Genomic DNA, 12,352 nt, shown 5'->3' with positions numbered 1-12,352 from the left:
GTGCGCTGGTATTGTAAATATGGCATTAGCTATCGTGAACTGCAGGAAATGCTGGCCGAACGGGGTGTGAATGTTGATCACACGACTATTTACCGTTGGGTTCAACGTTATGCTCCTGAAATAGAAAAACGTTTACGCTGGTATTGGCGTAATCCTACAGATCTGAGCTCGTGGCATATTGATGAAACCTATGTAAAAGTGAATGGACGATGGTCTTATCTGTATCGTGCAGTCGATCAACGTGGCGATACCATTGATTTTTATCTTTCTTCTAGACGTAATACCAAATCAGCATATTGTTTTCTTGGAAAAATTTTAAATAATGTGAAGAAGTGGCAAATTCCACAAGTGATCAACACGGATAAAGCACCCACATATGGACGTGCTTTATCACGGTTAAAACGGGAAGGTAAATGTCCACCAGACCTTGAGCACAGGCAGATTAAGTATAAAAATAACGTGATTGAATGTGATCATGGCAAGCTAAAGCGGATCATCAGGGCCACATTAGGATTCAAATCTATGAAGATGGCTTATGCCACAATTAAAGGTATTGAAGTCATGCGTGCACTACGTAAAGGACAAGCATCGTCATTTTATTATGGTCAGCCTCAGGGTGAAGTATGTCTAATCAACAGGGTTTTCGGTCTCTAAGTACTTTTTAAAGGGAACATCATCGACTCAAATCTCTATTTGCAACAGTGCCATTTGCAGTCATCCAGCGCCGAACCGTTTCTACCGGGATATTCAGGTCAAACATGCTGCTGAGCTTCTCATGCGCCAAGGTAGGTCCAAAGCCCAGCAGATGTTCAGAAATAATGGAAAGACATTCTGATTTTAACAGAACGTCATGGCGACGATGACCCGGTTGACCACGACTGGCATGCGTCATGCCTGAAACACCATCTTGATTGAGCTTCTGCAATAACCGGGTAATTTGACGGGTGGAAAGATTCAGGATTTCAGCAGCACGGACTTGGGTAATACGATGATCTCGAACGTCTTGCAGAACTGCAAGACGTTGAATTTCTTTGTCAGACATAGTGATCAGCATCTATATTTTATATCCAGTCCATGGTGATAAAAACCATCATAAACCAGACATTTTTATTGGTGAGAATATAGACACTTTAAATGGGTTCTAACAAACACGTTTCGTATAAGGTGTATTATGTTAATTTTAGAGAAACTACTAAATTATATTGAGTTGTAAATAGTTGAAATTCCGTTAAGATATATTGGATTAAATTCTATTCCTAGATAGCATTCGTGTTGACTCATCTCTCCAAAAAACTTTGGTTTTGTTTTCTTATGGTTTTTGCCATAGGATGGAGTAGTGTGTCTGTTGCATCAGTAAAGATAATGCATATCAATATGCAAACTGAAATGAGCCAAGATCATTGTTTAGATCAAGCACAGCAAGTCACTCAACATGGTATTAATCACGAAGTACAGACGAATACCGATTGCCATAATCATTTAGCTATTAATCACGAAGTACAGACGAATACCGATTGCCATAATCATTTAGCTATTAATCAGAATATAGATCACAAAAAGTGTCAGGAATGTTCTAGCTTATCCTGCCAGACACAGATCTCATGTCTTCATTCTTTGCAAAGCTCGCTAGATCCCCTAGATACCTTCTATTCTATAGATCAGCCTAATTTTTATTACCTCAACCAATATCTAAATGGGTATTGGCAAGAAATTTCACGTCCTCCTAAAACTTAACCAATTTTTTTTAAAATTTATTTATTTTTCAAAAATTAAGGTTAAGTTATGTCTCATAAAATTAGTTCGTACCTATTAGCAGGTATTTGTTTTGCATCGTCGCCTTTGGTTTTTGCCGAAGTGCGTGAATATCAGCTTGTTATTGATGAAGCAGTGGTCAGCCCAACTGGAAAGCCTGTAAAGCGCATTACCGTAAATGGTCAATTTCCTGCGCCTTTGCTTGAGTTTGAAGAGGGTGATGAAGCCATCATTCGCGTGAAAAATAATTTAAAAAACCAAGATTCTTCTATTCATTGGCACGGACTGTTGTTGCCGGGCATTATGGATGGTGTACCAGGATTTAATGGTTTTAACGGTATTAAGCCTCAAAGCGAGTATGTTTATAAATTCAAGATTCGCCAAAGCGGGACTTATTGGTATCACGCTCATTCTAAAGGACAGGAACAAGACGGCTTATATGGTTCTTTTGTGATTTATCCAAAAGGTAAAACACCATTGGCAGCACATGAAAAAGCTGAACGTGACTATGTGGTGATGTTGTCAGATTTTCATGAAAAAACCAGTGATCAAATTCAGAAAGATCTTAAAATTTCAGCTGAATATTATCAAGATCAGCGTGAAACCTTGGGTGATGTTTGGAAGCAGGTTAAACGTGATGGCATAAAAGCGACATGGTCTGACCGCAAAATGTGGAATCAGATGCGTATGCTAAAAACCGACATGTCGGATGTTACAGGTTATACCTTCCTCATTAATGGCAAAACACCTGAACAAAATTGGACAGGAATGTTTAAACCGAATGAAAAAATTCGCCTACGTTTTGTGAATGCATCTGCGATGTCTTTCTACGATGTCCGTATTCCTAACTTGAAAATGACTGTGGTTAGTGCTGATGGTCAGCCTGTGAAACCCATTTCTGTAGATGAATTCCGTATTGGTACGGCTGAAACTTATGATGTGATTGTGGAGCCAAAAGGTGGACATTATCAAATTGAAGCTGAGTCAATTGACCGTTCAGGTTATGCGATTGGTACGCTACACAATGAACTAAATCCTGTGACACACGGCATTCATATGCCTCAGCCACGTCCACGCTCGCTTTTGACTATGGAAGATATGGGACATGGTGGTGGTGATCATTCAGGAATGGATCATTCGAAAATGAACCATGGCGATATGAAAGGCACGGATCATTCACAGCATAGCGCAGTAAAACCGCAAAAAAATGATCAAGTGGTTTATGGTTGGGCAAATGCCTCTACACCTGCAGGTAATAAAGCCTTGCAATATAGCGATTTAAAATCATTAGAGCCGCAAAAAGATACTCGTGAAGCCAGCAGTGAATTGGTCGTGCGTTTGGGCGGTACTATGGAACGTTATATTTGGACCATTAACGGTAAAAAATTTAGTGATGCTGAGCCGTTAAAAGTGAAATATGGCGAGCGTATCCGTATCAAATTTATTAATGACAGTATGATGGCGCACCCGATGCATTTACACGGTATGTTTATGCAGTTGGAGAATGGTCAAGAGTCGGTAGATATGCCAAATAAACACACATTGATCGTACCACCGGGTAAAACAGTTACGGCTTTATTAACTGCGGATGAATTGGGTGAATGGGCAATCCATTGTCATTTGTTGTATCACATGAGTGCGGGGATGATGAACAAGTTAATCGTGGCGAATGTTAGCGATGAACAAGTATCTACAATGCCAATTCAAGGTACAAATTCGACTCAAACTCAACAAGTAACTGAGCAAAAAGGAGCTGAACATGCACATCACTAATTTTGTATTGAAAGCGATTTTTTCTGTTGCGGTATTGAGTTTAACGACCTTAAGTGTGGCGCACGAAGGGCATCATTCAACGACTCAGAATAATGGGAAAAATATGCCATCAATGAATCATCAAGCCATGTCTGAGATGAATCATTCACAACATTCTGCACAAGAGCATGCACAACACATGCAGATGATGGGGAAAATGAACCATGGTCAGATGAATCATGTACAACATCAGGCAACATCTACGGTTAATCATTTACATCATGTACCAGATGCGAATACTCAGCAGAGTTCGCATTATGATCATCGCTCAGAACACGGTGCGCAAATTTATGCGATTACGACGGTGGATAATAAGTGGTTTGTCAATGAAGATGGCACAGGCGGTTTAAAGTCAGAGTTTGAAACCCGTATTGGCACAGATGAAAATAAGGTTTTTATTAAAGTTCATGCCGATAAAGAAGAATCGCATGATGCACATTATGATGCCAAACTTTTATATAGCCGTATGATTTCAGACTTTTGGGATGCACAGATTGGTGCACGTTATCGCAGTGAAAAAGTTGAACTCGATGATCATCGCAAAGACACCGAAGAAAATGTTGATGCAGTGATTGGCTTACATGGTATGGCACCATATTTCTTTGAAACTGATGCTTATCTCTATGCAGGAGAAGACAGTTATGCGGGTTTTAGTCTAGAAACGGAACGTGATTTTCTGATTACGCAAAAGTTGATTATTCAAACTTATTTAGAGTTGGATGCGATCTTTAGTGATGACTCTAAATATGCGAAAAAAACTGGTTTAAGCAGTGCAACCGCAGGGCTTGAAACTCGCTATGAAATCAGTAAAAAGATCATGCCGTATATCGACATTGCCTATGAGTATTCAAAAGGTAATGATGAAACGTCGTGGCAAATAGAATCAAACTCTGAGAAAGGTTGGTTATATGGAGCTGGTGTTAGATTTAGATTTTAATTAATTTAATGATTACTAAATAGCTTTATTTAAATAAAACTCTAGCTTAATGTGGCCGGAAGCAAAATGTTAACTTATTTTGCTCCCTCCCTCCCATTTAACATAATAGAGCTTATACGAAACGTATATTTTAAATATATAAAAATCAGATACTTGTGTTATAGTGATAATGCTCGACGATGTCGAAAAGCTGACTTGGAAACAAGTCGGCTTTTTTTTAAACTGTTTTGATATATTCCGCCAATAAAATTGATTGTTTCTTAATCAAATTAAAACTTTCTTCAATGTTGTCAGCCTTCTCCGGTAAGAAAATATCCCCAATTTCTGCGGATAAAAAGGGGACGGTTTTTATCCGATCTTGTACGCATTTGCTTACGTCAATTCCGGCCCTTTGCGGCTATGCGGCATACTGGAATTTTTCGGCACTGTTGCAAATAGGCTGACATGATAAGCTAAATATCTTATTTATTTCGAGATACAGCAGATGAATCCCTTCCACGGTCGGCACTTTCAAGGTGAAATCATTCTTTGGGCTGTTCGTTGGTATTGTAAATATGGCATCAGCTATCGTGAACTTCAGGAAATGCTCGCTGAACGTGGAGTGAATGTTGATCACACCACAATTTATCGCTGGGTTCAGCGTTATGCTCCAGAAATGGAAAAACGTTTACGTTGGTATTGGCGTAATCCTACAGATCGACATTTATGGCATCTGGATGAAACTTACGTAAAAGTGAATGGCAAATGGGCATATCTATACCGTGCAGTTGACCAACGTGGCCATACTCTTGATTTCTATCTTTCTGCTAGACGAAATACCCATTCAGCTTATTGTTTTCTTGGTAAGATTTTGAATCATGTCAAAAAATGGCAGATTCCACGAGTCATAAACACTGATAAGGCTCATACCTATGGCCGTGCTTTGTCGCGACTAAAACAGGAAGGAAAGTGTCCTGAAGACCTGGACCATCGACAGATTAAATACAAGAATAACGTGATTGAATGTGATCATGGCAAGCTCAAACGGATCATCAAGGCTACGTTGGGATTCAAGTCTATGAAAACGGCTTATGCCACAATTAAAGGAATTGAGGTTATGCGTGCTCTACGCAAAGGACAAGCTTCATTATTTTATAACGGTAATATTCTAGGAGAAGTTTGGCTAGTAAATAGAGTTTTCGGTCTCTAAGCTTTTTTGAAGGGAAAATCATCGACTCAGATCCCTATTTGCAACAGTGCCGTTGTTAGTGGTTTGACCCACTAACAACTAACACGTTGGCTATTCATTGAGTAAATCCTAAACTCAACTAATTCTTTTATTTATCAGACAACCATTTTTCGACATTCGACGGCACATTCACGGCAAGCATCAGCACATTGCTGGCAGTGTTGATGCTCATGTTGGCTACATTCATCTGCACAGTATTCACAAGCCTTGGCACAAAGCTCACAAATTTCTTTCATAAAAGGAGATTCATTTTGCTGCATACGAGCACAGAGCTGACAAATATCTGCACAATCTAGACAACGCTGAATACATTCTCGCATCATCTCCAGATTTTCTTCTTTTAGACAGGCATTTGCACAACTGGCACAGGTAAGGGAACAGCTCATACATGCCTTTGCGCAATCTGAAAATTGGATATCGTTCATCATACTTACCTAAAGTCACTTGATTTAGGAATAAGCTAATCAAAAAAAAAGATATACACTAGGACGATTAGGTAAGGGAAAGTAAAATAGTCATAGATTTTGTTAAATGGTTTTAGGAGAGTGTAAATAAAACTGTGTAAACGCTTAAACTGAATATTCACTTAATTTTTGTTATACAAAGCTTTTGAGTAAAGGATGAACCCACATCAATGTAATAGCAATTATCTAACCGGGTCATTTCCTTGACGATCGTATGTCCCAAATAGATAGCATCTATGTTCTCTACAACATCATAATTATCTGAATAGTTCTTTACTCTTCCACGCCCCCATAGTGCATTTGTGTAAGCTGAAACCATTCCTGAAATCCTGTAATCACCTTGCATGATATCTGCTTTAAAAGCGCCCCATTCATGAATATCAATATCTGCATGAACTACTCCTATTCGTTTATCTAGAAGTTCAAGCTCGATAACGATTGGTAAATCTTCAAAGCTTTTGATAATTTTATGCTGCTGATGTGATGACAACTGATAGAACCACTCACCACCATTTCTTTCATGTAAATGTCTAAGCTTTGAATCAAATAGACTTTTAATACACATTTCTTCGTGATTGCCACGAACGGTTCGAAACCATGGTTTTTTAATCAATGAAAAACATTCTAAATTTTCTTTGCCTTTATCAACCAGGTCACCCGTGCATATCAACAAATCTTTATCAAAGTCAAAATCGATAGCGTTGAGATGGCTCATCAGCAAGTGATAAGAACCATGCAAGTCGCCTACTACGAAGATCGATTTGAAAGATGATCCATCTATAATCTGGATATGATTTGTCATGAGGGAGCATCATCCTACTGATTAATAGCATTATGCATGAATAATATTTTAACTAACCACAGACCTTCAACCAACCTTGATCGCAAAAATAGCCCCAGACGAATTTTTACTTTTGGTCAGCCCATTCAGACATGATCTCAATACTAAATAAGTCCCGTATCAGAAATGTGTGTCACCAATCTGACTTTGGTTTTGCCAGTTGCAGTACAGGTGGCTTGTTATTACCTGATGCTCTTTTGCGAACTTTGCCTTTTAGTTTAAGCAACTGTATAGGTGAAAATGACTCTTCAGGTATTAAAACATTGAAATTATTAATCATGTTTAATGCAGCTAGAATTGCAATTAAATCCGAGAGTTTCGCATTACCTTTCTCAGCATTTAACACCGTTCTTCGACTGATCCATGCTTTACTCGCAACTTCAGCTTGTGTCATATCTCGATTTAATCGAATGCGTTTTAAGCGCTCTCCCAACACTGATGCAATATATACTGGACTGTCATTTTCAGAATACATCATTATTCATCACTCACATTTAGATATTTTATGACCTTATGGCATAGAAAAATCTGGTCAATCTTAAAGTCATTAAGTCCTAATATTGCACATATCCTGTTTTAATTGCCAGTTATGTGCAAATATCTGTACCTAATACTATATTGATTCTTTATGATACACACTGAGAATGAGGAGCATGCCATTTTTATCTTCTCCATTGGCTCATACTGAACCTCTCTTTTTTATAATAAAATAAATTGAGCTCCTGACATTCTTTGATTATTTATTTTTCAGTTTTTATAAGAATTACTGATCAGGACCTTGACGCACTGCTCTTTACTGGATAACCTTATTTCAACACAGCAAAATCTGTGCTCAGGCGTGAGAACCTGATAAAATCTAGGTGCAATTAAATGTCGCACTTGCGGCTATTTTTTTGCCTACTGTTAAGCAGTTCTTATGGTAGCTTAGCAGGGCAGCTTCGTGCTGGCTGATCCTAGATTCAGTATTCTCACCCCTGTTAAGTTGCCTCCATTACCGTGAGAAGTGATGGAGATAGTTAAACTCTTATCTAGGAAACTGCTATGCATACTAAATTCAATGATGCAAACCCATGCATGCCAAAAAACCTCGCTAAACAGCTGATTATCGAAGGTGCTAAAGTTCTGAACCATCAACAGCGCCAAGCCTTGCTCGATATTTTCATGGCTTTAGATCAGGCGGAAAAAACAGCTGAAAAGATACTTCAGCAACATGCTGTAGCTCAACAGAGCACCTACAACTTTTCTCAAGTTCACGAATGCCAAGATGAAGACAATCAGGAATATTGGTCAGGTCATTACTATGATTCTTACAGTCAAGAATATCCAGAAGATTGGGTAAAACGGACTCAGTCCACCCCACGTCGTCATAAGTTCCCTAAGACTGTTTACTGATCGTCGGGGGTGCCTCTTTAAAAGTAGGCATCATAATCCGAGCTACTCGACCGAGTTGGCTCGGATTCTCTTTGTGAAAGTACTGCATCATTTTGATGATCTAGATGTGAATCTTCGGATAGCTCGGTTAGCCTTTGGGCCAATTTTGCTCGAACATCCTGAACCATATCTCCCAGATACTGCTGTGCCTCGTTTAAGTCAATTGTTGGCCCTATCTTTAGGTTAGTGGTATTGAGTTCTTTAATATGCAATTCAACGACTGTCATCAGGTTCTCAAATCCCTCAGTTTCCCCGGTATTCATCCGAGGCAACTGCACCCTGAACTCATTTAAACATTCTTCTATAAAGTGGATGTATCCCTCCATATCCATTTTTTTACTTTCGGGTGCGATGTTTGGATCACATAAGTCATGAAAGCAGCCTTCAGCCTTATTTGCATATATATACGCGTCATCCAAATATAAATCTATATATCGTATTTTCATTTTCTTCAATTCGGCACTGATAGTTTTTATCACAAGAGGATCATTTTTTGGTTGGTTACTGGCCTCTATTTCTGCTTTAACTCTTCTAACATGCTCAATAAGTTTTCGGTGTTCAGCTCTTCGTCTTGCAAGGTTGACCAGTCGATCGATTCCAACTGTCTCAAGGCGTTTAGATACGGTCTTAAACTGCTCTGGAGTTCTTCCTGTATCAGTGGGCGAAGGTGTGAGCTGGTCAATAACAGTTTTAAACGTAGCTCTAATTCGCCCCCAAATGCTGTTAAAGAATCGATTAGTTCTTTGTAAGATATCTCTTTCTTGATTTCGTCTTGATAGCGCCTGAGGATCTTGTCTCTCTCGATTAGTTTCTGCTTCATATCGTTCAGTTTCTTCATCATAAGAATGTTTTCTTTGCGCATAAGCTCCTGATAGTCGTTCTGAAGCTTTTGTGACTTCATGAGTTCGTCGATGTATGCTTTCTGGGCTTCGAAGACCTGCTGGTGATGCCGGGCTTCCTCCTGAAGCACTTCCGTTTTGTGTTCCAAAGCTTGAATCATGCCCTTTAGCTGGAGAATTAACTGGTTTTTTTGGGTTTGTAACAATGTTTCTATCATGTTGCACTCCGATATTTAGATAAAATCCCTGAGCAGTGACAGCATGCTGAATGTGCCGAATATCCCAAGACACCACAGTATTTTTTTGCATTGCTGATGGAGCTGCTGTATCAAACTGATTCCATCTCCAAGCTGATGGCTTAACTGTTCTGCTGATTTCGCTTGAGAGCTGTTGTTGCGGCATTGCTGCTGTATTTGTTTCAGCAATGGCATCATGTTGAGAAGGTCGTTGCGTAGTGCACTGCTGTTCTGTTGCTCTTGCTCGCTGCTCTGCTGTATCTGGTCGAGTAATTCCCTGTTCCTGCTCAAATCGATCTGTAGATTTTGCAAGATTTTCTGTTGGCGCTGATGTAGCTTCAGAATGTCCTGAAACTGGGTGTCGGTTTTGATGTTGTACAACATCAATTCCAGATCGATAGTCTGGGTTTCCGCCAAGCTTTGCTTTAACTGTTGCTCCAGGCGCTGCCGATAATCCTGATAGTGGTTCGAGAGAGTCTCCAGTCTCAGGAATTCCGGTTCGATAATATTTTTGGTGATACGTAAAACGTTTTCTTCGAACTTGTTCAAGTCGCTTAAGGCATTCTGTGAGTTCTGCTGAAGGTGCTGCAAGTCCTGCCGGATGTCCAGGCAATACTGCTCGTGCTGCTTCCGGTCCTGCTCGATTTTTTCGGTAAGCATCGAATGAAAACTCTGCATGATAAAACTTCCCTTTTAAACGGTCTGTTCCATAACTGGTCTTAAGTGAAATGTAGTGATCATGTTTTCGACTTAACTCACCAAGTTCAGACAGACTCTTGAGCAAATCATCTCGGTTATTGATGATTCCATAGACAATGCGTTGTTCTACATATTGGTGAATTAACTCCAGACGGGTCTTTTTGGGCAGATGCTGCATACCGGCTTTAATTGCAGCTGCGTTTTGCATCTCATGATGATTTTTAAGTTTTATGCTCTTTATACGTGTAGGGTCATCGGGTCTTGCCCAACCATATTTATGGTTTAAAAAATCACGCAGTGGGTCAAAGTAATGATGATGTCCTGGTGGAGCAATGTTTAATGATTTTCCTGAATTCAGTTCAATTCGAGGGACCAGTATATGTAGATGGCGTGAGCCATCGTCCTCAGCATGCATTACAGCTGTCATGTGATATTGTTCTGGACTCAATCCGGCAAAAGCATGTTCCTCAAACAGATCCAGAACTTCTTCAAGCTGTGCATCCGATACATGGTCTTCGGGCGACCAGGCAATCACTGCAGAGGTGTAGCAGTATTGAAACTTGATACTTTCAGCAATGATCGCAAAGGTAGCAGGATCTCCTCTCAGGATTTTTACTCCTGCTCGTCGGTCACCTTGATGATCCTGCTCACCTGTTACATAGGCTGCTGCCAGCTTTGGATCGCCTGTGCCTGACTTTAAAAATTTGATGAGCATAATCTATCGATCCTCCATTACCCGTTGAATTGCTTCTGCTTTTCTGTTTTTCGCAAGCTGATCAGAAACAAAATATTTTGGGAGCACAGGAAGATATAGATGTAAATCAGACTGAATCGTGACCAAAACATCTACGCAATCGACAAAGGAAAACTTCTGAATGTCTTCAGTTTGTTGAAGACATAAGAAGTTCAGTGAACGTGCAATCTGGTTGATATTGTTTCCGATTCGGCCAAGTTCCAGTAAGAGTTGAGGGTCGGCACTGGGTATCGGGCGACCCACTGTATTTTTTAAGGATCTTTTTTTGAGTGGTACGGACTGCCACAGCTTAGAAGGTTCACTAAGGGCTTGTTCTTCACTGGTCTGGTGAACAAGTGGCCAACATCGACATAACTCGCGCTGAATAAGGATATGAATCAGCTTGGTAAATCCAATTCCATGTTCCTGAAGAAAACTATCTAACTGCGCCCCCTGTTCAGCATTAAAACGAAGTCGCTTCGTGATTTCACGTTTGGTCCTTTTCATTTATCTATCCTGTTCGGATTGGTGATTTATGGGGTCTTAGGGGGTCGCCCCTAACAAGCCCTGTTGCGTACCAAAAGTGAAGTTCGTAGAACTTTATTTTTGTAGCTACAGGTAGGCTTGCTTAATAAACTGCTCTTTTTAAGAACAATTTCCCCTCCTGAATCCCAAGCATAAAGGAATTAAAAAATTCAAATCCCATCCGTCGAATTTCGGGTTTTTTTGAACGAAATCATCTATTTTTTTGAAAGAGTTACTTTATTTCTCAAACGGAAACGAGTTGTAAATCAGCGTTCAATCTCGAATTAATGTTCATTGATATAGATTTATATCTAAAAAATCTTAAAAAATTTGAAATTGGCTTGAAATTATGCAGATTTCTTTAAAAAATGTGTTGAGGTTTGTTTTTTTATTTATTTTTGAGTTATTCATCAAATTTATATCGTTTTCAGCATCGTATTCTTATTTTCAATGAATTTGTTTCCCCTGCTAAATAAAATAATATTTTAGATAAATATCAATTAATTAATAATTAACAATGAAGAAAAATAACACACATCTATCTTTCAAATTTCAGGTTTAACTCGTGACATGTAACGTTTTAATTTGGGGATGTAACACTTTTGTTTTTGTTAGAAACGGACGGTTTTTTGTTAGAAACGGACAGTATGTGAAGTGCATCACAATTTTTTAAATTTATTATTCTGTCTTATGAAATTAATACATAAATTCTATTAATTGAACCGTACCGGGTTTGTCGGAGACTTTTTTATTTAAGTTAGGCCACCTGACCTAACGGGTTAATCTTATCATAGTACATTGCTTCAAACTCAAAAGGCGATACATAACCCAGTGCACTGTGTACACGCTTTTTAT

At 39.2% G+C, this 12,352-nt stretch carries 11 protein-coding genes and 1 pseudogene; 6 read left to right on the top strand and 6 right to left on the bottom strand.

Features of this window, described 5'->3' with window-relative positions:
* Window positions 1-654: IS6-like element IS1006 family transposase (locus AC1IR0_RS15445; protein ID WP_479741547.1), on the top strand; the 654-nt coding region annotated here is incomplete at its 5' end.
* A 52-nt stretch (window positions 655-706) separates the two neighbouring features.
* On the opposite strand, the pseudogene AC1IR0_RS15440 reads toward AC1IR0_RS15445, so the two are convergent.
* A pseudogene (locus tag AC1IR0_RS15440) lies at window positions 707-1,054 on the bottom strand (helix-turn-helix domain-containing protein); the annotation flags it as partial.
* Window positions 1,055-1,338: 284 nt separating this feature from the next.
* Between AC1IR0_RS15440 and AC1IR0_RS15435 the strand changes: the two are divergent.
* The 4 genes from AC1IR0_RS15435 (at window position 1,339) to AC1IR0_RS15420 (ending at window position 5,690) form a co-directional block, all read left to right on the top strand.
* Window positions 1,339-1,734 carry a hypothetical protein gene (locus AC1IR0_RS15435; protein ID WP_005093388.1) on the top strand — a complete coding sequence of 132 codons (396 nt, stop codon included), beginning with the start codon at window positions 1,339-1,341 and terminating at the stop codon, window positions 1,732-1,734.
* A 48-nt stretch (window positions 1,735-1,782) separates the two neighbouring features.
* Window positions 1,783-3,525 carry a multicopper oxidase domain-containing protein gene (locus AC1IR0_RS15430; protein WP_076755023.1) on the top strand — a complete coding sequence of 581 codons (1,743 nt, stop codon included), beginning with the start codon at window positions 1,783-1,785 and terminating at the stop codon, window positions 3,523-3,525.
* On the top strand, window positions 3,512-4,501 hold the full coding sequence (locus tag AC1IR0_RS15425; RefSeq protein ID WP_026444482.1) for a copper resistance protein B: 990 nt from the start codon (window positions 3,512-3,514) through the stop codon (window positions 4,499-4,501). Before AC1IR0_RS15430 ends, AC1IR0_RS15425 begins: the two co-directional genes overlap by 14 nt.
* Before the next feature lie 484 nt (window positions 4,502-4,985).
* The gene (locus tag AC1IR0_RS15420; RefSeq protein WP_001067793.1) at window positions 4,986-5,690 is read left to right on the top strand and encodes an IS6-like element IS1007 family transposase; all 705 of its coding nucleotides are present in this window, start codon (window positions 4,986-4,988) and stop codon (window positions 5,688-5,690) included.
* A 134-nt stretch (window positions 5,691-5,824) separates the two neighbouring features.
* Here AC1IR0_RS15420 and AC1IR0_RS15415 read toward each other — a convergent pair whose 3' ends face one another.
* From AC1IR0_RS15415 to AC1IR0_RS15405, 3 genes are all read right to left on the bottom strand, one after another.
* Complete coding sequence (locus tag AC1IR0_RS15415) at window positions 5,825-6,154, bottom strand: four-helix bundle copper-binding protein (RefSeq protein WP_025466485.1); 330 nt, start codon at window positions 6,152-6,154, stop codon at window positions 5,825-5,827.
* 157 nt (window positions 6,155-6,311) lie between these two features.
* A complete protein-coding gene (locus tag AC1IR0_RS15410; protein ID WP_101235089.1) occupies window positions 6,312-6,995 on the bottom strand; it encodes a metallophosphoesterase in 684 nt (227 codons plus the stop codon).
* Between the two features lie 172 nt (window positions 6,996-7,167).
* Window positions 7,168-7,512: a helix-turn-helix transcriptional regulator gene (locus AC1IR0_RS15405; protein ID WP_005102094.1), complete on the bottom strand. Its 345-nt coding sequence runs from the start codon at window positions 7,510-7,512 to the stop codon at window positions 7,168-7,170.
* Between the two features lie 563 nt (window positions 7,513-8,075).
* Here AC1IR0_RS15405 and AC1IR0_RS15400 point away from each other — a divergent pair.
* The gene (locus tag AC1IR0_RS15400) at window positions 8,076-8,426 is read left to right on the top strand and encodes a hypothetical protein (RefSeq protein ID WP_000556949.1); all 351 of its coding nucleotides are present in this window, start codon (window positions 8,076-8,078) and stop codon (window positions 8,424-8,426) included.
* A 17-nt stretch (window positions 8,427-8,443) separates the two neighbouring features.
* Here AC1IR0_RS15400 and AC1IR0_RS15395 read toward each other — a convergent pair whose 3' ends face one another.
* On the bottom strand, window positions 8,444-10,954 hold the full coding sequence (locus AC1IR0_RS15395; protein ID WP_101235088.1) for a relaxase/mobilization nuclease domain-containing protein: 2,511 nt from the start codon (window positions 10,952-10,954) through the stop codon (window positions 8,444-8,446).
* A 3-nt stretch (window positions 10,955-10,957) separates the two neighbouring features.
* Window positions 10,958-11,479 (bottom strand): plasmid mobilization relaxosome protein MobC, encoded by a 522-nt coding sequence (mobC, locus tag AC1IR0_RS15390; protein WP_026444468.1) that lies wholly within the window; start codon window positions 11,477-11,479, stop codon window positions 10,958-10,960.
* Between the last annotated feature and the right edge of the window lie 873 nt (window positions 11,480-12,352).

This window comes from Acinetobacter sp. 129952 (assembly GCF_056642055.1).
Note: the sequence above shows the minus strand (reverse complement) of the source record. Positions and strands in the feature narration are given on the sequence as shown.